A 21,184-nucleotide genomic window follows, 5' to 3' on the forward strand; every position below is an offset into this window, starting at 1 on the left:
TGCCGCGGCTCAGCGCCCGGCTTGCGGACCGTCGTGGTTGGGCGTCCCGCCTTGTGCGCCGGTGCGGCTCATCGCGAGATGCAGCACGGCCGGGTCGACCGGTTTCACGAAATGCTCGGCGAACCCGGTCGCGAGGCAGCGCTCGCGATCCGAGTGGCGACCATAGCCGGTCAGCGCGAGAAAGACGCACGGCGGGACTTCGTTGATCGCCTTCAGCCGCCGCAGCAGTTCGTAGCCGTCCATCACCGGCAACCCGATGTCGAGGATCGCGACGTCCGGACGATACGCGCGATACGCGGCCAGCGCCGTCACCGGGTCGTGCACGACCGCGACTTCGTGGCCGGCGTCGCGCAACCACTGCGCGAGCGTCGATGCGGCGTCCTCGTTGTCGTCGACGAGCATCACGCGCCGGCCGCTGCCGGGTGCGGCCGCGCGGATGCCGGGCTCCGCCTGCGGCGCGGCCGCGGCGCCGGCGCGCGGCCGGAATTCCGGCAGCACGATCGTGAACGTGCTGCCGCGGCCGGGCCCGGCGCTGTCCGCGCGCACGGTGCCGCCATGCAGGTTCACGAGGCTGCGCACCAGCGCGAGGCCGATGCCGAGGCCGCCGTGCGCCTGCTTGTTGTCGCCGTCGATCCGGTAGAACGGTTCGAAGATGCTCTGAAGGCGGTCGGGCGGAATGCCCGCGCCGTTGTCGTGCACTTCGATCAGCGTGCTGCCGTCCGCGCCGCGTTGCGCGTGCACCGCGATGTCGCCGCCCGGCAGCGTGTATTTCGCCGCGTTCGTCAGCAGGTTCGCGACGACCTGCGACAGGCGCACGGGGTCGCCGTGGCAGCGCGCCTCGGGGTCCGTGTCCACGTGCAGACGGTGGCGGCGCTGCTCGAGCAGCGGGCTCGCGACCTCGACCGCGCGGTCGACGATGTCCGCGAGCCGCACCGCTTCCTTCTTCAGCGTGATCTTGCCGCGCGTGATGCGCGACACGTCGAGCAGATCGTCGATCAGCCGGACCATGTGGTCCAGCTGGCGCTGGATGATCGCAATCTCGTTCGGCGTGGCCTGGCCGTCGCGATTGCGGATCAGCTCCAGCGCGAGCGAGATCGGCGTCAACGGGTTGCGCAGCTCGTGGCCGAGCACCGCGAGAAACTGGTCCTTCGCCTGGTTCGCGTCGCGCAGCTCGCCGAGCAGCCGGTCGCGCTCGGCGTTGGCCGCGACCAGCTTCTCGCGCGCCGCGACGTGTTCCGTCACCTCCACCGCGCTGACGATCACGCCGAGCCCGTCCGCCAGCGGTTGCGGATTGAAGTGCAGCCGGTACACGCGCGCGCCGTCCGCGTCGGTATCGTCGGTATCGGGCCGGTCGTGGTGCTCGCCGATCGTCGTCGAGCGCCCCTGCACGCGCGCCGCTTCCAGCGCACGCGCGATCGCCGCGGTGTCGCCGCCGGGCAGCACCGACGTCAGTGGCCGGCCGACGATGTCGGTTCGGCCGCACAGCGCGGAGAAGCGGTGATTCGCGAGCACGATCCGATGCGCGGCGCCCGACAGCAGCGCGATCGGCAGCGGCGCATGCATCAGCACGCCGTTGCGTTGCTGCTCGGCATCCTCGCGGCGGCGGATCTCGTCGGTCAGCGCGCGCGCCCGTTGCTGGGACAGCGCGAGCGTCAGATGCAGCGCGTTCTCGTCGCTGCGCAGCGACGCGGCGGGCAGGATGCGCCGGTGCAGCGCACAGACATGGCGGAACATCTCCGACTGCTCGGCGCTAGGAAACGCGTCGTGCGGATAGCCGCAGTACAGCGAGAAGCGATATCGCTCGATCAACTCGTTCCACAGCGCTTCGAGCCGCAGCGCACCCGCGTAGCGATGCTGCGCGCACAGCAGCGCGACCATTTCGCCGAACGCGTGTACCGGCCGGCCGGCGCGCACGGCCGCTTCGACGATGGTGCCGATCGAGCGGCGAAAGCGTGTTGGGTCGGGCAGGTCGCCGTCCATGAAGCTGTCGAGCAGCGCTTGCGCGCTCGACATGAAGACGCGGTCGCGCGCCGCACTGCCGCTCGCTCGCTCGAGCGTGCCGAGCCGCGCGTAGACGGCCGCCAGCCGCTCGGGCCGCGCAATCACGATCGCGCTGCCGCCGTCGCGCAGCGCGTCGGCGGAGAACGACGCGACTTCCGACACGAGCTGCTCGTCGGAGTCGTAGAACTGAACGAAGTGGTCGGTGCGCATCGGCGCCGATTTCAGCAGGGTAGAGGCAGATTTCATATCTCACGACACCACGACGCCGCAGGCAGCCGGCGAACCGGTACGGCCGGCCTATCCCGGCCGGCCTGAGCAAACTGCGTGCCGCGCCCGGATTCCCGTGCGGCGGGCGTCGCCGCGCCGCCATGCGGGGGCGCGCGGTGCCGGGCGGCGCGGCGTTTGTAAATTCTGCAGTGCAATGATCGGATGGATACGCATATTGCACGGCCGCATGACGGCATGGCGCTTGCTGAAAGCGGGAATCGTCGCACGCCGCCGCGCGCTCGCGCTTCGAGCGCGTTCTGCATCGCCGCGGCGGCGTTGCGCCCGCCCATCCGCACACGGAGAAAGCCATGACCCGATCCCGCCAACCGAACGATCGCGACGCACGCGGCCCGGCCCGCACGCCGGACCCGCGCGGCGGCACGCAGGCCGAACCGGCGCGGCCGCCCGGCCACGCGCCCGGCGGCGGCGAGCTCGATTCGATTCCGGACGATCAGGCGCGCAAGGTCGTGCCCGACGATCCGCGTCAGACCGCCGCCCGCGATCCGTCCGACAAGCCCTGGCCCGACGGGCACGACGCGCCCGACGACGCAGGCGACCGGCCGCGCCCGTTGTAATGGCCCGTTGAGTTGCGCGCGCCGCACCGCAGCCGCGGCTCGGCGCGCTTCGGCATCCATCGCTATTCGTGTAGATCCCGCACCGGAGCACACCATGTCATCAGACGAAGTATCCGAATCGCGCCGCAAGTGGATGCAGGGCACGACGGCCAGCCTGGTCGCGAGCGTCGCGATTCCGGCCGTCGCGCAGAATGCCGGCGCGACCGATGTCGGCGACACCGCGCCGCACGACCCGCGCACGCTGTATCCGCACGCGCCGTTTCCGCAGCAGCACCAGCCGTGGCCCGGCCTCGCCGGACGCATGACGCCGCGGCCCGATCACGGTGAACGCAGCTACCGCGGCAGCGGGCGGCTCGACGGCCGCAAGGCGCTGATTACCGGCGGCGACTCCGGGATCGGCCGCGCCGCCGCGATCGCGTTCGCGCGCGAGGGCGCGGACGTCGCGATCGCCTATCTGCCGGACGAGGAGCCCGATGCGCGCGAGGTCGTGCAATACATCCGCAGTGCGGGCCGCAAGGCAGTGCCGCTGCCCGTCGACATCCGCACCGAAGCGGCGTGCGGCAAGCTCGTCGAACAGGCGGTCGCGGGCCTGGGCGGACTCGATATTCTCGTGAACAATGCGGCGCGTCAGCAGAGCCACGATTCGATCCTCGACATCAGCACCGAGCAGTTCGACTGGACGTTGCGCACCAATTTGTATGCGCTGTTCTGGATCACGCGCGCCGCGATTCCGCACATGCCGCCCGGTTCGGCGATCGTCAACACGACCTCGGTGAATGCGTACGATCCGTCGGCGAACCTGCTCGACTACGCGATGACGAAGGCCGCGATCGCCAACTTCACGAAAGGGCTCGCGAAGCAGATGATCCAGCGCGGGATTCGCGTGAACGGCGTCGCGCCGGGGCCGTTCTGGACGCCGCTGCAGGTGAGCGGCGACCAGACCGAGAAGAACGTCGAGACGTTCGGCCAGCAGGTGCCGATGGGGCGGCCGGGGCAGCCGGCGGAACTCGCGTCGATCTATGTCGAACTGGCGTCGTCGCGTGCGAGCTATGTGACGGGGCAGATCTACGGCGCGTCGGGCGGCGCGGGGCAGCCTTAGCGGTGCGGCGCAAGTGCTGATCGGCTGGACCGCTCCGGCGATCAGGCGCCGTTCGAACCGATCTTCAAGGCGTCGAATTCGACGGCGAGTTCGGCGCCGAGGCTTGAATACAAGTAGGCGATGGTCGCTCCTCGACGGCCGGAAAGGCGTTCGCCTTTGGCCAATTGGGCCGATACCCGCGCATAGTCGTGATCGGCAGGATTCATCAGCCGAAGGCTATACACGATGTTCAAAAGGCCGAGCCGGTCGAGCTGAAAGCACGTCACGCCTTCGAATGTCACCGTTGCGCGCCGATTGCCAAGATAGAGCCCAAGCGTCAGCGTGCGCGGCTCTTCATTGGGGCCGATTGCCACGATGTCGAGATACCAGTCGTGGAAGTGGCCACTATCGTCTAGGGTTGCTGTAGTTGTCATCTAGCTCACCACGGGTCGTCCGCGATTTGACGTTCCATTTGCTCGCGCGTGTCGCGATCCGCAAACGGGCTCCTGCGCTCCCGATAGCTCCAGTCTTGATAGAACGCGCTCACTGGCACGAGCGCGCATTGCCACGTGCCGATAGCAAGCGGGACATGCAGGCTGTTGTAGTTCATGGGCACGTGGCCTCATCCAGTTGTGGGTCCGCTGTGCATGCTAGCGCAAACCCGGACACCCCCTTCCCGGAAGTCAGAGAACGTTAAAACAATCCACCGATCTGCGTTCCCGGGTTCCCGAGCGTGGCAGCGCCGATCTGCCGGTCAAATTCGAAAAAGGGAGAGATGTAGCTGAGTTCGCCGTCATATCGATCGATGCAATCGTTCGATCGGCAGCCGTGCGATGCGGGAACGCGTGTGGGTTGCGCAGGCGCGATGGCTGTGGTCAGCGCAACATGCACGCATCCACGCCGCGCGTATCCCCTTACGAAAACGTGGTCGCGATCATGATGCCGAACACCACGCCGATCGCGATGCCGGTCAGCCGGCCGTAGATCGACGCGCGCACGTTGTCGTCGAGTTCGAACGGCGAGCGCTTGTGCTTCCATACCGTGCTGAAAGCGAGCGGGCGCGCGAGCAGCAACGCGCACGCGATCAGCACCGGTGTCGCGATCAGCAGCGCGATGCGCGCGGCGTTCCAGTCGACGCCGTGCATCAGCAGCGATACGACGGCGGCGAGCGGCACCTCGACGCACAGGCCGAGCAGCGATCCGCCGACGAAGGAATCTCCCGGTGTTTGGAACATGAGCGTCGGTCCGTTCGAAGGAATTGCGCACCCGCTTCGGGTCGCATGAGAAAGCGACCGTGGTCGATCGTGTGGCCGCGATGTTAAGGCAATTTGCCGGCCGGTTGCCGGCGACTCACGCTATTTAACAAAGCGCCGATGCGCCGTGACGTCATATGCGCTCGACGCACGCGCGACACTCGACGGCGCGCGGCTTCGGCCCGACAATACGCTCGCGCGTCGGCCGCTCGATTCGGCGAAACGCATGACGGAGCTTGCCGATTCGACGGCCATCGCGGCCGTCGGCGGCGCGCTCGAAGATTCCGGGGAGACCGAAACATGTTCGAAGACATCACCCACTATCCGACGACGATCGCATGCAAGGTGTGCGCTGCCGAAGCCGACATCTGCGGCGTGGTCGATTTCTCGCGCTGCGGCGCCGACATGATCGCGGGGAACAAGGTCGACCCGTTCGTCGGTGTGCCGATCTACTACTACGCATGCCGGCAGTGCGGCTTCACGTGCACGCCGGCGTTCGACCATTGGACGCACGACGACTTCGCGCGTCATGTCTACAACGACGATTACGTCCGCCATGATCCCGAGTATCTCGAGCATCGCCCGCAACAGCATGCCGACCTGATCTGCACGAGCTTCCCGGAAATGCGCGACGGCCGCATTCTCGATTTCGGTTCGGGGTTGGGGCTGCTCGAGCGCAAGTTGTCGGCGCGCGGGTTCGGCGACGTCACGTCGTACGATCCGTTCAGCCATCCCGTCGCGCCGCACGGCACGTTCGATGCGGTGCTATCGTTCGAGGTGTTCGAGCATCATCCGCAGCCGCGACGCCTGTTCGCCGACATCGTCCGCTACCGCGGCGTCGCGGGCGCGCTGCTGTTTCAGACCTCGCTGATCACGCCGGAGATTCGCGCGCGCGGCATCGAGCAGTGGTGGTACTGCGTGCCGCGCAACGGACATATTTCGTTCTACACGAGCGCGGCGCTCACGCTGCTGGCGACGGAGCACGGGCTCGAACTGGGATCGTTCAGCCCGGAACTGCACGTGGTGTTCGATCGCGCGTCCGCGCCGCGGTGGGTGTCGAAGTTCTTCTGAACGATGCGGCGCGCAACGCGCTACGTGGCGTCCGCGTTCATACCGCAATCCACCGCCGCTACGACCATGCTACGCATGGCTTTCCGAATCGAGCCGCTTCACCGATTCCAGCGCGCGTGCACGCGCGCACTGATGATCGACGATCGGCATCGGATAGCTTCGCCCGAGCGTGACGGACGCGCGTTGCAACTGCTCGCGCGACGCGGCCCATGGCGCGTGGACGGTGTCTGCGGAAAGCTGCGCGAGCTCGGGCACCCAGCGACGCGTGTAGTCGCCGTGCGGATCGAACTTCTGCGCCTGCAGAACCGGATTGAAGATGCGGAAATACGGCGCCGCGTCGGCGCCGCTGCCCGACACCCACTGCCAGCTCGCGGGATTGCTCGCCTCGTCGGCATCGACCAGCGTATCCCAGAACCATGCTTCGCCCTGTCGCCAGTCGATCAGCAAGTGCTTCGACAGAAACGACGCCGCCACCATGCGCACGCGGTTGTGCATCCAGCCGGTGTGCCACAGCTCGCGCATGCCGGCATCGACGAGCGGGTAGCCCGTGCGGCCCGTCTGCCACTTGCGCAGCGACTTCGCGTCGTCGCGCCACGGCATCGAATCGAACTGCCGGCGGAAATTGACCTGATGAAGCGGCGCGAAGTGATACAGGAGGTGGTACGAGAATTCTCGCCAGCCGATTTCGCTGAGGAACTTGTTCAACGGCCCGTCCTTTGAGTCGATGCCGCGCACGGTGTGCGCACTTCGCATTGCATCGGCCGCCGACAGCGTCGCGTACCAAACCTGCCGAACCGATATGTTGCCGAAGCGCAGATACGGCGACAGCCGGCTCGTCGCGCGAGCGGCCGGAAAATCGCGCAGCGTCGGATAGTCGGACAGCGAATTCTCCAGGAATGCTTCGAGTTGATCGCTGGCGGCTTGCTCGCCGCACTGCCAGGTCTCACGCAGCCCGCCGGCCCAGTCGGGAGCCGACGGCTGCAGCTCGAGCTCGCGAAGCGTGCAGACGTGTGGCGTCGCGTGGGCTGGAACCGGAAAAAACCGGATGTGCGACGGCGCCGGCAGCGGAACCGGCGGGAAAAAATCGTCGCGCCGAGCGGCTCTCCAGTACGCGCTGAAGACCTGGAACGGCAGGCCTTCGCGCGTGGTCACCGTCCACGGTTCGCGCAGCAGGTGCCCGTTGAACGTCGACACGGCGATCCCGCGGTCGATCAAGTCTCTCTTGATCGACGCATCGGTGCCGGTCTGCGCCTTCGCGTAACGCCGGTTCCAGACGACCATCGCCGCGCCGATCGCCGAGGCGAAACCGGTGATCGCTTCATGCTCGTTGCCGCGCAGCAGAATCAGCGAGCCGCCATGCGCCGCGAGCGCGTCGTCGAGTTTGCTCAGCGATTCATGGAGCCACCAGCGCTGCGCGCCGCCCATCGCACGACCGTGTTTCGGCGCGGCGTCGTGCACATACACGCAAACGACCGGGTGCCCGGTGTCGAGCGCATGCGTCAGCGCGGGGTTGTCGGCCAGCCGTTGGTCGTCGCGGAACCATACGACGACGGGGCGAGCTTCGTGCGGAAGGTCGGAGCGGGTCATGAGTGTGTCGTGAAGAGTTGCGGTTGCATGGTGTGAACGGGATGGGGCCGAGCCGCGCGACGAATCCGAGCGATGGCTGCGTTATTCATGTCGCGGCCGTCCATTGCCTATGCGGACCGGCGCGGTCACGCCGTCCCAACGCGCTGCGATCGCGATCGCCGCCGGCAGGATGAGCGCCCAGCCGGCCGCAATGACGACGAGCGCCGTCGTCGGCTCGTTGACATGGACGGCGCCCAACGCAGCGCCTGCACGATACGAAGCCGGGCCGCCAATTGCGCCGACGAGCGCCGCGATGAGCGGCCGCTGCCGGAGCCAGCGCAGGACGGTATTGAGTTGAATGGCGAACAGCGCCCACAGCGCCGCGAGCCAGTAAGGCGCCGAACCGTTCAGCACGACGCCGTTCGGGTATTCGAGCAGGCCGGCATGCACGACGGCGCTGTCCCATACCCATCCGGACGCCGCGATGGTGACGACGAGCCGCGCCTCGGATGACGGCCGCTGCGCGAACGTCAGATGGCCCGCGGTCGCGATCAGCGCATATGCGCATCCCCACCATGGTCGTTGCGCTGCAGCGCTCATCACGCAGACCAGCCAGCCGATCTGCGTCGTCGCGAGATAGACGCCCATGTGAGCGGCTCGCAGCGGCCGCTCATGCGATGTTCGTCGGTTCGGTGCAGTGCTCATGATCGTCTGTGGCCGCAGCGAAGCGCGCGTCGCATCTCGACAACGCGTGCAACGCAATACGTCGTTCGCAGGCGCAGCCGAGCAGCGCCGAAGGAATAGGGCGATTCGCGGACGATGGCTTCATCGGGAGCGATGGCGGGCATGCGGGCTCCGTTTGTTGGTTCATGGGTATACGGCGGTGCGCGGCGAACGGATGCATCTCGTGCCGACACGAGCGGAACGCGCGCATGCATCCGCCTGCGCTCCGGCTACGTATACGCGGGTGTGCGACCCGCATGGTCGCAATTGGAGATTTGCATGAGCCTCAAGGTGGCGCTCGCCGTGCTGTCCGTGCTGGTCGCAGCCGCTTTGCTGGCCGCGCACAGTCCGCTGCGGCTTCTGAATGCATTGACGCCGACCAACACGTTCCGCCTTTTCGCCGATATCCCCTACGGGCCCGGCGAGCGGCAAGTGCTCGACGTCTACTTGCCGGCGCGCGTGGCGCGCGACTGGCCGACCGAGCCGAATGCCGGCGCGCCCGTCGTCGTGTTCTTTTACGGGGGAAGCTGGCAGTCGGGCAGGCGCAACGACTATCTGTTCGTCGGCGAGGCGCTGGCGTCGCGCGGTTTTGTCGCCGTGGTGCCCGACTACCGCACCTATCCGGCCACCACCTTTCCCGGCTTCATCGACGACGCGGCCCGTGCGGTCGCATGGGCGCGCGGGCACGCGGCCGCGTTCGGCGGCGACCCGCGGCGCGTGTTCCTGATGGGGCATTCCGCCGGCGCGCAGATCGCCGCGCTGCTCGCCACCGACGGCCGCTATCTGGCCGCGAGCGAGATGCGCAGCAGCGAGATCGCCGGCGTGATCGGGCTGGCCGGCCCATACGATTTCCTGCCGCTGCGCGATGCGACGCTCGAACGGATCTTCCCCGACGACCGGCGCGGGGCGAGCCAGCCGATCCGCTTCGTGCGGGGCAACGAGCCGCCGATGTGGTTGGCCGTCGCCGAGAACGATACGGTGGTCGAGCCGGGCAACACCGATCGATTCGCGCGGGCGTTGCAGAACGCCGGCGATAGCGTCGTGGTCACGCGCTACCGGCATCTGACCCATGCCGCGCTGGTCGGCGTGCTGGGCGCGCCGCTCAGACGCGCGGCGTCGGTGCTGGACGATCTGTCGGCATTCGTCGAGCGAGCGGGCCGCGCGTCGAACGCCGGAGTCGCGAGCGGCGACGCAAAGCCGCGTGCTGCGACGGTCGCGTCGCCGCTTTCGGCACAGCGAGTGGTGGTGAAATGAAACGGGCGCGCTCGTCGCCGCGCATCGCGCGTCGACGACGCGCTACGCGACAACGCAACCTAACCGAACCGCTGGCTGGCGATTGCCGCCCTAGACCGACTTCGGCGCTTGCGCCGCCGCGTCCAGCCCTTCTTCGCGCAGGATGACGGCGAGCGCGGTTTCGAGCAATTCGGCGGCCCGATTCGCCGCGTCGCCGAGATGGCGGTGCAACAGCGCATCGGCGGGCGAGCGCGACACGCATTCGTCGCTGTAGCGCTCGAACGCGCTGAGCTGCATGATCAGTTCGGACAGATGGCGCGGGCACTCGCATTTGACCGTCGTCGACAAGCCGCTCAGCGACGCGAGCGTCGCTTCGTCGAAGCGGCGCTGCGTGCGCAGCCACAGCCCGCGCTCGGCGTCGTTCGCCTGTCGCGCCTTGACGACCGCCTGGGCGAGTTTCGAGATGATCGAGGCCGAGTTGGTCTGGCCTTCCGTCGAGCGGAACAGCTCGAACCCGGACAGCCGCGCCAGCTCGACTGCCTCCGCCGTGCCGAACCCGTATATGACGGCCACAGCATGTGCATTGAACGCTTGCGCCGCGCTGGCCAGTTGCGACACGACGTCTTCATGAAGCGACGTGGTCGTCGCGATCAACGCATCGGCGGACGGACCGGTGTGCCGGCTCGCTTCGTCGATCGATTCGATGCGCGCCGCGATATGGATGCCCATGCGCTCGATAGCGGAGGCCGAAATCGGCAAGGCGCCGATGACGGCCAGGCTCACGCCCGTTTCGGGCAGCGCCGCGCCGCGTGTATCGGTCAACGACAACGCCTCGAGTTCGTCGCGGCTCAGGCTCGCGATCGAGCCGATCGCATGGCCCTGGTTGACGAGGGCCTTTAGCAAACGAATCCGCTGCACGTCGTCGTCCGAGTACATCCGCTGCCCGGACGGCGTCTTCGGCGGCGCAACCACGCCATAGCGCCGCTCCCAAATCCTCAGCGTGGCTGCTGGCATGCGTGCCAGGCGCGCGGCCTCGCCGCTGCGATAGCGGTGCGGCGTATCGCGATCCTTGCGAGCGGACATCGGTGCTCTCCTGAAGTCGATGGCTGATGTATCAGGATTTTACGCAGTTTGCCGGAAATTTGAAGCAGGAAAGTGATTCAATGTGCGTAATTTTGGTCGGAAAGATGGTTCGTGAAGCGCATGCGCGGCTAGAATGTATCGGCGCGGCGGGCGTTGTGCGCGAAGTTGTAAGTGAAGGATCGTGACGCATGCGGCGTCGCGATGCGCCCGCCTCGACACCCCATGAACGACCAGCGATCGCAAAGCATCCCATGACCACCTTGAGGCTCGTTGTCGGCGACCAGCTCGACCCGCATCACTCCTGGTTCGCCGAGGTCCGGCCCGACATCGTGTACGCGCTGATGGAGATTCGGCAGGAGACCGACTACGTGCTTCATCACGCGCAGAAGCTCATTGCGGTGTTTGCGGCGATGCGCCGCTTCGCCGAGTTGCTGCGCGAGGCGGGGCACGTCGTCCACTACATCGGGATCGACGATCCGCTCAATCGCCAGGCCATTGCGGCGAACCTCGACATGCTGGTCGACCGCTACGGCGCACATCGCATCGAGTATCTGCTGCCCGACGAGTGGCGCGTCGACCGGCAACTGCATGCCTATGCGGCGTCGGCGCGCGTGCCGGTGCAAGTGCTCGACACGAACCATTTCTACACGACGCGCGACGAAGTCGCGAGCCTGTTCGGCAACAGCCGCACGTGGGTCATGGACCGTTTCTATCGAAGCATGCGCGTACGCCATCGCGTGTTGCTCGACGCGCAAGGGCGTCCCGCAGGCGGGCAATGGAACTACGATGCCGAGAACCGCGAGGCGTGGTCCGGTAAGCCTGTCGAGCCGCCCGACTGGCGTCCCCATCACGACCATCGCGCGTTGTGGAGCCGGATCGTGGCCGCCGGCGTGCGCAGCTTCGGCGCGCCGTCCGCCGGCGAGTTCCGCTGGCCGGTCGACCGCAGCGAGGCGCTCGCGTGTCTCGATTCCTTCATCCGGCATGGGCTGCCTTTCTTCGGACGCTTTCAGGATGCGATGCACCGCGATGCGCGACGCCTGTTCCACTCGATGCTGTCGTTCGCACTCAACGTGAAGATGTTGAATCCGCGCGAAGTCGTCGAGCGTGCGGAGCATGCGTATCGCACCGGCGCCGCGCCGCTGGCCGCGGTCGAAGGGTTCATCCGGCAGATTCTCGGCTGGCGCGAGTTCGTGCGCGGCGTGTACTGGACGCGCATGCCGGGTTACGCCGACAGCAACGCGTTCGGCCATCGGCGCGCGTTGCCGCATTGGTTCTGGAACGGCAGCACGCGCATGGCGTGCATGGCGCATGCACTGACGCAATCGCTCGACGCTGCGCATGCGCACCATATCCAGCGACTGATGGTGATCGGCAACTTTGCGCTGCTGGCCGGGCTCGAGCCGCGCCAGGTGCATCAGTGGTATCTCGGCGTCTACATCGATGCGTTCGAATGGGTCGAGCTGCCGAACACGCTGGGCATGAGCCAGTACGCGGATGGCGGCGCGATGGCGACCAAGCCGTACGTTTCCAGCGCCGCGTACATCAACCGGATGAGCAACTACTGCAAGGGCTGCGCGTACGACCATCGTGCGCGCACGGGCGAGCACGCGTGCCCGTTCAATGCGCTGTACTGGGATTTCTTCGACCGGCATCGCGGCGCGCTGCAACACAACCACCGGCTGTCGATGGTCTATCGGCAACTCGCGCGTTTCGACGACGAGGCGCTCGATGCGATCCGCACGCAGGCGGAGCGCGTGGTGCGGGATATCGAGTCGCTGTAGGGTGTGTTAAGGGGAGGGGGATGGGGAGCGCCGCTTGCGTCGAAATGCCGAAGTGCGCGGGCGCCGTGTGTTGCGCCCGTGTCGCATATCGAGCACTGCCGCGGCGCCGCACGCTCGCTCGCCGTATGCCTTAAGCAGCAGAGAGCAGCGCGGAATATGCGCGCGCCTCATCCTCCAACGTTTGCGAATCGATCAACGATCGGACCGGGGTGTCTCAAGGCGCGACCTCCGCGCGCCCAACGCATCGACCACGGCGCCGCCGAGCCCGCTGCCGCTCAACCATGCACCTTCGACCTTGCCGCCGCCCAGCCAGTCCCCGCACAGTCCGACGCCGGCCGTCGTCCGCCATGCAAAGCGGCCGTGCGTCGAGGCCGTGGCAACGGCCGGCTCCGCATAGCGCCACCGATGGGCAGTCGCCGACTCGGCGCCCGCGCCCGTGATGTCCCGAAACGCCGCCAACAATGCGTCGGTCACCCATTCGGCCCGCGCTTCCAGATGAGCGTGACTCCAGTCGGGCGTTGCATGCAGTACCCACGTGTCGATGCCGGCGCGCCCGGGCTTGGACGTGTCGTTGGCGATCCAGCCGAGCGGCCCGGAGTTGACGAAGGCCGCGTCGAAGCCGGGGTCCGGCAGCCCGCGACACTGCGCCATCACCGTCCACGTCGCGCGCATCTCGCTGCGCTGTGCGATGACGGCAAGACTCGGCTCCGCATGCCGCAGAAGCGGCACGGCCTGCGGCGCGGGGACGGCGACGATCACGGCGTCGTGGTGCGCGTCCAGTACGCCGTGCTCGGCCGACGTCGCGCGCCAGCAATCTCCGTCGCGAATCAACTCGACGATCGCCGTTTCGCAGAGCGTTCGAATGCCGGCCGACAGACGCCGCGCCGGCGCCGACATGCCCGGCACGCCGACGTACCGCAGCGCAGGCGCGAGCAACGCGCGCGGGCCGAGCGAGCCGATCGACGCCACGCGCGCCTCCCACGGGGCTGCTGCTCCACTTGCCACCCAGCGCGCTACTTCGGCGACGAACGCCGGATGTTGCGCGGTGAAATACGGCGCACCGTGATCGGCTTGCCAGAGCGCGGTACGGCGCGTACTCATGCGTCCGCCGACACCGCGGCTCTTTTCGTAGACGGTCACGCGGTGACCCGCGTCGGCCAGCACGCGCGCGCAGGCCAGCCCCGCTATCCCGGCGCCGACGATCGCGATATGTGCCGATGAGTCGGAAAACGGCGGCATGTGATTCATCGTGGCAACCCCGTACGTTGGGAGATCGCCGCAGCGCGTGCCGCATGGGCATCGGCACTCGACGTCGAACTTCTGCGACCGGGCTGGCTCATTGCTCGAGGTAAATCCTGAGCCGCAGCAGGCTGCGGCGAATCCAGCTCTTCATCGTGCCGAGCGGAACCTGCATGCGTTCGGCCAGCTCGGCATACGACGCGCCGCCGTGAAACGCTTCACGCAGCACGTAGGCTTGTCGCTCGCCGAGATGGGCGAGCCCGCGCTCCAGGCGCTGGCGTTCCTGGCTTGCCTGAGCGCCCGCGTCGGGCGTCGGGCCTTCGTCCGGTATCAGCAGCGCCTGTTCTTCGTCGAGCGGCGCGTCACGGTGCTGCCGGAGCCGATCGATGGTTCGATTGCGGGCGAGCGTCAGCAGCCATGTCATCGCGGTGCCGCGTTCGGCGTCGAACGCACCGGCGCGCCGCCATGCCGTCGTGAACACCTCCTGAAGCAGATCTTCCGCTTCATGGCGGTCACGTATCATCCGCACGATCAGGCCGTACAGCCGTGCCGACGTCAATCGGTACAGCTGCGCGAACGCCTGCTCGTCGCCGGCGGCGACGCGACACAGCAGGCTGTCGAGCGCCGCGTGCCAGACGGCTTGCTCGTCCGGCTCGCGCTGCGCCGTGTCGTCGGCGAACGCGTCGGCGCCTGCCGCATGCGATCGGGGATGAGCGGCGCCGCGGCGTTGCTGTCTGGCCGAATGGAGCGGCTTCGCGCGCCCGTGCGCCGACGACGGGCGGAGTGACTCGTGCGAACAGTTCATCTGCAACTCCGCATGCTGTGAGCTTCCTGCTTTTGCGCGTCGCGGTGCGAGCGGACGCCGATCATGAGTGAACACCAGGCCGGTGGATTCATTGCGCGTGGCTCCGTGCCGGCCTACGCGTCCTTGCCGGACAGAAGGGCAAGGAACTCGCGGCGAAGCGACGCGTCCGCGAGGAACTTGCCGCGCATCACGCTGTTGGTCATCTTCGCTTGGTCGTCCTTGGTACCGCGCCAGTGCATGCAGAAGTGGTCGGCTTCGAGCACGACGGCAAGCCCGTCGGGCGCGATGCGCCGTTCGAGCAGGTCGGCGATCTGCTTGACCGCCTCCTCCTGAATCTGCGGGCGCGCCATGACCCAGTTCACGAGCCGGCCATACTTCGACAAGCCGATCAGATTCGACGTGGCGCTCGGCAGCACGCCGATCCATATCCGCCCCATGATCGGGCAGAGATGATGCGAGCACGCGCTGCGCACGCGCAGCGGGCCGACGATCAGCAGTTCGTCCAGCCGCTCGACGTTGGGGAACTCGGTGACGGGCGGCGGTGCCTCGTAACGGCCGGCAAACACTTCGCGGACGAACATCTTCGCGACGCGCCGCGCGGTGTCGCGCGTGTTGTGGTCGTGATCGACGTCGATGACGAGCGAGCGCAGCACCGCTTCCATCCGCTGTGCGACTTCGCTCTGCAGCGCGTCGAGCTCGCCGTCGCGCAGGTGCGCGGCGATGTTGTCGTTCGCATGAAAGCGCGCGCCCGCATGCTCGAGCCGACGACGAATCAGTTGCGACAGAGGAATGCCCTCGTCGATCGCGGTCAACGTGTGCTCGGGCGCGTCGATTACATTTCCCATTTCGGTTCGTTTCTCGAGGTTGAATGGTGGTGCGGCAGATCGTGATCCGGTGCGATGCCGTGCGTGCGCGAAGAGGTATCGGCCGCGCGTGGCTCAGGTGCGAACGCGCGCGCGTGCCTGCCGAGCGGGCCGGCCCGCGCGCTCGCGACGGCGGCGGGCGTGCGATGTGCGGTGTCGCGCGGCAGGCGTCGTGTCGTCGCGATGCCGCATGCGCGGCAACTCCGGTTCGCTGTCGGTTCGTTCCGGCGCGAACGTGGCGGCGACCGCGCGTTTCAGTTTCGCCAGCACGAACTGACGGTCGACCTGACCGTCGGCCGCACGGAACAGATCGAAGCCGGCGACACGCAGCAGCTCGACGGCGCGCACGCTGCCGTATTCGTAGACGACCGAGGCTGCACGGACGCGACGCCCGTGCGCCAGCGACACGAGGAGCTGCGCAACGTCGCTGTGCAGCCACGTGACGTGCGCGACGAATGCATCGACGAAAAGCTCCGGTTGCCGCAGCGCCTGGAACACCGACTCGGCGCGCTCGCTTATGCGCAATCCGGGCGGCGCGGCCGGCGCGACCGGCATGTCGGCGGCGAACAGGTCGCCCATCACCAGCAGCGTCGGATAGGCGGGCGTACCGAGGTCGGCTTCGGCGAGCGTCGTTTCGTCAGTGCGGACGAACGTCGCTTCGGCGCGCGCGCATCGGTCGTTCGCCTGTGGCTGCGGGCGACGACGGCGTTCCCCGCGCGTCAGCGCCGCGAGCCGCTGGCGCGAAGCAGGTTCGTCGGCGTTCGCGGCGGGACGGTGCGAGCGCGCGCGCGCGGTGGCGGCGGCCGCACGCATCCGGCCCGCGGCCGCACGGATGGCGAGACGGCTCAGCTTGATGTGGTCGTTGCGTGTTGGCACGGAGCCTCCCTTGGGTCGATACCTGCGTCACGGCTCGATTGTATGCAAATTTTCGGGAATGTGAAGCAGAAAAGCGAGTCAATAGTTGTGAAAATGCGAATTTAGTGTGTCATTGCCTCTGCGGTGTGGGGTATCCGTGTGGAATTATGCGTGTGATATGGCCTATCGAGCTGAATCTGCTTCAATTTCGTGTCTATTGAAACGGAATTATGAGTCGCTAATCGTGATGAATTTGCGCCAAACGATCAGATTCATACGGATGCGAGCCAATGGGATGGGGTGTGTTGGGCGTCTGACTCAGGATATGACTCAGATAGATGAGTCAATGGCTCAAATTCGATTCATCCAGCCGCAGTGATGCGCTCGCCCTCCAACTGCTGGCCCATCTCGACCGGACACTGACAGGGACAGCCGGCGTGCAGCTCTTTCGACTTGCATCAACCGCGGAGAACGCACGGCGCGCATGGGCCAACAGCGCTCAACCGCGCGACGAGGTTCACCCCTGATTGGCCCGGCGCTATGCGCGACGAGCCAGCGCGACCTCAATCGCGCAAACCGAGCGACTTCCTCCTCGCGGGCGGTCGCCGATTTTGCCGGCAGCGATCCGAGCAATATCGGACGTCCTCCCACACTGCCTTCCACTTCTTTCTCCAGCTGAAAGGCAACCCACAGGCGGCACACGTTTTTCGAGGCAAGTGAGTCTTGTCGACCATGGCGAACGACGCGTTGAAAGCGATCCCGACGAAGTTCGATCACGCGGCAACGCGGCCGCGTGCGGTATTCGGCCGGCCGCGACTGCCGGCCGAATCAGCGTGCATCGTCGCCGAGCAACTGGCGGCGCAACGACGTCGCGCGTGTGCGCGGATCGAGCCAGATCTCGAAGAACGCGCGCGCGAACGCCGGATCGGCCACTTCCGCGGTGAGGCGACCGTTCGTATAGAAGCGTGCGCCGCGCTCGGGCAGATACACGCCGCAGAGCACGTCGCCGCGCGACACGTCGGTGAACGCGCGGGCGATGTCGCGTCGCCAGGCGTCGCGCGTCGCGGCGGGCAGCGGCGCTGCCGCGAGGCGCTCGATTTCATCCATGCCGGTCGCTACGAGCCGCTCGCCCTTCACGTCGTGGCGATAGGCCAGCGACAACGCGAACGGCGTGTCGAACGCGCCGGGCGCGCGACGCGCCCACAGCTGCGCGTCGTACAGACAGATCGCGAACACGCAGAAGCGGCCCGAGCCGATCAGCCGCGCCGACGCGACATCGTCGACGCAATTTGCATCGGCGGCGCCCGGCATCGCGAACGCCGCCCACGCCGCAACGGCCGCGAGGGCCGCGAACCGGCGCGTCATGTCAGCGGCCCGCCGACACGACGAAATGCATCACGTCGGTCCGCCGTTCGGCAAATCCCGCTTCGCAATAGGCGAGGTACAGCCGCCACGTGCGAATGAAGGTCTCGTCGAATCCTTGCGCGCGCACCAGATCGGCGTGTGCATCGAACGTGTGCCGCCACGTGCGCAGCGTGCGCGCGTAGTCGTCGCCGAACGCGTGCACCGGTGCGGCGGCGAGTCCGGCGCGGCGCGCTGCGTCGACGAAGCGCTCGGCGCTCGGCAACATCCCGCCGGGAAAGATGAATTCGCGGATGAAGTCGCTCGACGCGCGGTACGCCTCGAATTGCGACTCGGCGATCGTGATCGATTGGATCAACGCGCGTGCACCGGGCTTCAGACGCCGCACGAGCGTGTCGAAGTACACGGGCCAGAACTTTTCGCCGACGGCCTCGAACATTTCGATCGACACCGCCGCATCGTATTGGCCGTCGACGTCGCGATAGTCGCGCAATTCGATCGTGACGAGATCGGCCAGCCCCTCGCGCGCGACGCGTTCGCGAGCCAGCGAATATTGCTGCTGCGAGATCGTCACGCCGTGCACGCGGATGCCCTGACGCGCCGCGTGTACGGCGAAGCCGCCCCAGCCGCAGCCGATCTCGAGCACGCGCATGCCGGCGCGCAGGCCGAGCGTCGCGACGATGCGCTGATACTTCGCCGCTTGTGCGTCGGCGAGCGGGCGGCGGTCGTCGCCGTCGAAGCATGCGCTCGAATAGGTCCACGTGTCGTCGAGCCACAACCGGTAGAAGTCGTTGCCGAGGTCGTAATGCGCGTGGATGTTGCGGCGGCTGCCCGCGCGCGTATTCGCGCGCAGCCGATGGCGCAGCGCGTACCACGCGCGTGCGAAGGGGCCGCCCGTCACGGTCTTGGCGATCACCGGCTGATTGCGGATCGCGACGCGCAGCAGCGCGACCGGATCGGGCGTGTCGACCCAGCCGGCGCGATACGCGTCGGCAAAGCCGATGTCGCCGGCGCGCAGGATCGCGCGGCAGGCGCGCCAGTCGCGGATCTGCAGCGTCGCGGCCGGCTGGCGGTGCGGATCGCCGAACACGTGTTGTGCGCCTTCGGGCGTCACGAGCGTGAGATGGCCGTCGTGGATGCGTCGCATCAGCGCGATGAACAACCGGGCCGACAGCGGCAGCGCCGCTTGCGAGGCGGCAGAGAGCAGACGCAGCAGGGTCATGGGCGGGCCTCGTGATCGGACGTCGCCGGACGGCCGCGCGACGACGCGTCCGGCGAGCGGGACAGGGACGAATCGGCGCCGGCCGAATGGCCCGGCGGCGTCTTGCCGTAGAACGGCACGCGCGCGAGCCACAGCCGCAGCGCCTGCCAATGGATGCGGATGACGACGTTCACCGCGTTCAGCGGCTGGCGAGCCAGCGCGCGCCACGCGCGGGCGGCGGTCAGCGGTTCGGCGCGCATGCCGAGCGCCGTGCGCAGCAGCAGGCCGTCGTCGTCGCGATAGTCGATCGCGACGCTCAGGCGGTCGCCGCGCTGCCGCACGCGAAACGCATAACTGCCGACCACCTCGCAAAACGGCGAGACGTGAAACGTCTTTCGGCAGACGAGGGCGGTGCCGGCGTCGATCGGCGCGTGATGCAGCGCCGTCAGCAGATAGCCGTGGTACGCGCCGAAGGTGTTGCGCACGTCCGCGTAGAGCGCGCGCAGCCGGCCCGCGCGGTCGTAGCAGTACCAGAAGCTGACCGGGTTGAACGCGTATCCGAAGATGCGCGGGATCGTCTGCAGCCAGATCGGGCCGTCGGCCGGAATGCCGGCCCGCGCGAGCAGATCGCGCATCCATGGCCCGAGCGGCCGCCCGTCGCGCGGGCCGTAGTCGCGCGATGCGAGCGCGAGCGGGCGCCAGCGGTCGACGCCGAACCAGCGGCCGTCGATCTCGTCGAGCCGTTCGACGTCGCAGCAGACCTGGAAGATCGGATACGTGAACGCATGGTGCACCGGCCGCAACCGTTCGTGCATCACGTGGCCGACCAGAAGCCGCGCGGCATGGCCGTCGCGGGCGAACGGCGCGTTCATGGGCGCGCCCAGACCGGCGCGATGCCGAAGTCGGCGGCGACGCGCAACGCCGATTTCAGCCCGTCCTCATGAAACCCGTAGCCCGTCCACGCGCCCGCGAACCACGTGTTGCGCCGTCCCTGCAGCGCGGGCAGACGTTGCTGCGCGTCGACGGCCGCGAGATCGAGCAGCGGATGCTCGTAGTCGTAGCGCCCCAGCTGCGTGCCGGGCGCGGGCTCGTCGACCGGATTCAGCGTGACGACCACCGGCGAACGGAACGGCAGCGGCTGCAACTGGTTCAGCAGATAGCTGACGCACACCGGCGCTGCGTCGCCGCCGCCCGGCGCGGAGCGGCCGCTCAGGTAGTTCCAGGCCGACCACACGCGCTTGCGGCGCGGCAGCAGCGCCGTATCGGTATGCAGCACCGCGACGTTGTGCTGATAGCGCACGGCGCCCAGCACGTCGCGCTCGGCGTTGCTCGGGTCGGCGAGCAGCCGCAGGCTCGTCGGCGCGTGGCAGGCGAGCACGACCGCATCGAAGCGCTCGTGACCGGCCGCGTCGGTGGCGACCGTGACGTAGCCGTCGTCGCGCCGGATCGCGCGCACCGGCGTGCTGACGCGCACGTCGTCGAGCGTCGCGGCGATGCGCTCGACGTACTGCCGCGCGCCGCCGGCGACTGTGCGCCACGGCGGGCGGTTGTTGACCTGCAGCAGCGCGTGATTCAGGCAGAAGCGCAGGAACGTCGCCGCCGGAAAACGCAGGATGTCGTTGGCCGCGCTCGACCAGATCGCCGCCGCCATCGGCAGCAGATAGTGATGCTGGAACGGCGCGCCGTAGCGGCCGGCGGTGAGCAGTTCGCCGACCGACAGACGCTGGCGGTGCGCCGCGTCGAGATGATCGCGCGCGGCCGCGTTGAAGCGCAGGATGTCGCGCAGCATGCCGAGAAACGTCGGCGAAAACAGGTTGCGGCGTTGCGCGAACACCGTGTTGAGATTGCTGCCGGCCCATTCGAGCCGGCCGCCGTCGACCGACACCGAGAACGACATGTCGGTCGCATGGGCCGCCACGCCGAGTTCGTCGAACAGCGCGATCAGGTTCGGATAAGTGCGGTCGTTGAATACGAGGAACCCCGTGTCGACGGGGTGGCGCGCTCCGTCCAGTTCGACGTCGACCGTATGCGTGTGGCCGCCCAGATAGTCGGCGGATTCGAACAGCGTCACGCGGTGACGGCGGGCCAGCAGATAGGCGCTTGCGAGGCCCGCGATGCCGGCGCCGACGACGGCGATTCGTCGTCCGCGCGGCAGCGAGCCGATGTATTGCGGGTGCATCGCGAAGGGTCTCCGTCAGTCACAACAGCGGAATCGGAAATGACATGTC

General features: G+C 67.7%; 21 protein-coding genes. 5 read left to right on the plus strand and 16 right to left on the minus strand.

The annotated features are described in order from the left end of the window. Positions 1 to 9 precede the first annotated feature (9 nt). Positions 10 to 2,211, minus strand: coding sequence for a hybrid sensor histidine kinase/response regulator (locus tag MYA_RS25655; protein WP_014725755.1), 2,202 nt, complete (start codon positions 2,209 to 2,211; stop codon positions 10 to 12). 365 nt (positions 2,212 to 2,576) lie between these two features. Here MYA_RS25655 and MYA_RS25660 point away from each other — a divergent pair, with 365 nt between their 5' ends. Continuing rightward, complete coding sequence (locus tag MYA_RS25660; protein WP_014725756.1) at positions 2,577 to 2,843, plus strand: hypothetical protein; 267 nt, start codon at positions 2,577 to 2,579, stop codon at positions 2,841 to 2,843. A gap of 94 nt (positions 2,844 to 2,937) precedes the next feature. Next, positions 2,938 to 3,942 (plus strand): SDR family oxidoreductase, encoded by a 1,005-nt coding sequence (locus tag MYA_RS25665; RefSeq protein ID WP_014725757.1) that lies wholly within the window; start codon positions 2,938 to 2,940, stop codon positions 3,940 to 3,942. Between the two features lie 41 nt (positions 3,943 to 3,983). Here the strand turns inward: MYA_RS25665 and MYA_RS32315 are convergent, their stop codons facing one another. The 3 genes from MYA_RS32315 to MYA_RS25675 form a co-directional block, all read right to left on the minus strand. After that, positions 3,984 to 4,355: a hypothetical protein gene (locus MYA_RS32315; RefSeq protein WP_230939083.1), complete on the minus strand. Its 372-nt coding sequence runs from the start codon at positions 4,353 to 4,355 to the stop codon at positions 3,984 to 3,986. A gap of 5 nt (positions 4,356 to 4,360) precedes the next feature. Next, positions 4,361 to 4,531 (minus strand): hypothetical protein, encoded by a 171-nt coding sequence (locus tag MYA_RS31795; RefSeq protein WP_014725759.1) that lies wholly within the window; start codon positions 4,529 to 4,531, stop codon positions 4,361 to 4,363. Positions 4,532 to 4,835: 304 nt separating this feature from the next. Beyond that, positions 4,836 to 5,156, minus strand: a complete 321-nt coding sequence (locus tag MYA_RS25675) for a hypothetical protein (protein WP_014725760.1) — start codon at positions 5,154 to 5,156, stop codon at positions 4,836 to 4,838. 318 nt (positions 5,157 to 5,474) lie between these two features. Between MYA_RS25675 and MYA_RS25680 the strand changes: the two genes are divergently transcribed. After that, positions 5,475 to 6,245, plus strand: a complete 771-nt coding sequence (locus MYA_RS25680) for a class I SAM-dependent methyltransferase (RefSeq protein WP_014725761.1) — start codon at positions 5,475 to 5,477, stop codon at positions 6,243 to 6,245. A gap of 69 nt (positions 6,246 to 6,314) precedes the next feature. Here the strand turns inward: MYA_RS25680 and MYA_RS25685 are convergent, their stop codons facing one another. Further along, the gene (locus MYA_RS25685) at positions 6,315 to 7,832 is read right to left on the minus strand and encodes a cryptochrome/photolyase family protein (protein WP_014725762.1); all 1,518 of its coding nucleotides are present in this window, start codon (positions 7,830 to 7,832) and stop codon (positions 6,315 to 6,317) included. 81 nt (positions 7,833 to 7,913) lie between these two features. Next, positions 7,914 to 8,459 (minus strand): DUF2878 domain-containing protein, encoded by a 546-nt coding sequence (locus tag MYA_RS25690; RefSeq protein ID WP_014725763.1) that lies wholly within the window; start codon positions 8,457 to 8,459, stop codon positions 7,914 to 7,916. A gap of 354 nt (positions 8,460 to 8,813) precedes the next feature. Between MYA_RS25690 and MYA_RS25695 the strand changes: the two genes are divergently transcribed. Further along, the gene (locus MYA_RS25695; protein ID WP_014725764.1) at positions 8,814 to 9,788 is read left to right on the plus strand and encodes an alpha/beta hydrolase; all 975 of its coding nucleotides are present in this window, start codon (positions 8,814 to 8,816) and stop codon (positions 9,786 to 9,788) included. A gap of 90 nt (positions 9,789 to 9,878) precedes the next feature. Here MYA_RS25695 and MYA_RS25700 read toward each other — a convergent pair whose 3' ends face one another. Next, entirely contained in the window at positions 9,879 to 10,850 is a 972-nt protein-coding gene (locus MYA_RS25700) for a MerR family transcriptional regulator (protein WP_014725765.1), read from the minus strand. 251 nt (positions 10,851 to 11,101) lie between these two features. On the opposite strand from MYA_RS25700, the gene MYA_RS25705 reads away from it, so the two are divergent. After that, positions 11,102 to 12,631, plus strand: a complete 1,530-nt coding sequence (locus tag MYA_RS25705; protein WP_041494361.1) for a cryptochrome/photolyase family protein — start codon at positions 11,102 to 11,104, stop codon at positions 12,629 to 12,631. A 192-nt stretch (positions 12,632 to 12,823) separates the two neighbouring features. Here MYA_RS25705 and MYA_RS25710 read toward each other — a convergent pair whose 3' ends face one another. From MYA_RS25710 to MYA_RS25745, 9 genes are all read right to left on the minus strand, one after another. Beyond that, positions 12,824 to 13,870: an NAD(P)/FAD-dependent oxidoreductase gene (locus MYA_RS25710; RefSeq protein ID WP_014725768.1), complete on the minus strand. Its 1,047-nt coding sequence runs from the start codon at positions 13,868 to 13,870 to the stop codon at positions 12,824 to 12,826. A 97-nt stretch (positions 13,871 to 13,967) separates the two neighbouring features. Continuing rightward, on the minus strand, positions 13,968 to 14,675 hold the full coding sequence (locus MYA_RS25715) for a sigma-70 family RNA polymerase sigma factor (protein ID WP_014725769.1): 708 nt from the start codon (positions 14,673 to 14,675) through the stop codon (positions 13,968 to 13,970). A gap of 113 nt (positions 14,676 to 14,788) precedes the next feature. Beyond that, positions 14,789 to 15,520 carry a GTP cyclohydrolase I gene (gene folE / locus MYA_RS25720; RefSeq protein WP_011880035.1) on the minus strand — a complete coding sequence of 244 codons (732 nt, stop codon included), beginning with the start codon at positions 15,518 to 15,520 and terminating at the stop codon, positions 14,789 to 14,791. Between the two features lie 93 nt (positions 15,521 to 15,613). After that, positions 15,614 to 16,414, minus strand: a complete 801-nt coding sequence (locus MYA_RS25725) for a hypothetical protein (RefSeq protein ID WP_014725770.1) — start codon at positions 16,412 to 16,414, stop codon at positions 15,614 to 15,616. A gap of 542 nt (positions 16,415 to 16,956) precedes the next feature. Next, entirely contained in the window at positions 16,957 to 17,127 is a 171-nt protein-coding gene (locus tag MYA_RS30430) for a DUF2256 domain-containing protein (RefSeq protein WP_081054166.1), read from the minus strand. A gap of 94 nt (positions 17,128 to 17,221) precedes the next feature. After that, complete coding sequence (locus MYA_RS25730; RefSeq protein ID WP_014725771.1) at positions 17,222 to 17,758, minus strand: chalcone isomerase family protein; 537 nt, start codon at positions 17,756 to 17,758, stop codon at positions 17,222 to 17,224. A gap of 1 nt (position 17,759) precedes the next feature. Then, a complete protein-coding gene (locus MYA_RS25735) occupies positions 17,760 to 18,977 on the minus strand; it encodes an SAM-dependent methyltransferase (protein ID WP_014725772.1) in 1,218 nt (405 codons plus the stop codon). Then, positions 18,974 to 19,828, minus strand: coding sequence for a DUF1365 domain-containing protein (locus tag MYA_RS25740; RefSeq protein ID WP_014725773.1), 855 nt, complete (start codon positions 19,826 to 19,828; stop codon positions 18,974 to 18,976). The genes MYA_RS25735 and MYA_RS25740 overlap by 4 nt, the downstream gene beginning before the upstream one ends. After that, positions 19,825 to 21,135, minus strand: a complete 1,311-nt coding sequence (locus MYA_RS25745; RefSeq protein ID WP_014725774.1) for an NAD(P)/FAD-dependent oxidoreductase — start codon at positions 21,133 to 21,135, stop codon at positions 19,825 to 19,827. Before MYA_RS25745 ends, MYA_RS25740 begins: the two co-directional genes overlap by 4 nt. Positions 21,136 to 21,184 lie beyond the last annotated feature (49 nt).

It is taken from the genome of Burkholderia sp. KJ006, assembly GCF_000262695.1.
Classification (GTDB): domain Bacteria; phylum Pseudomonadota; class Gammaproteobacteria; order Burkholderiales; family Burkholderiaceae; genus Burkholderia; species Burkholderia vietnamiensis.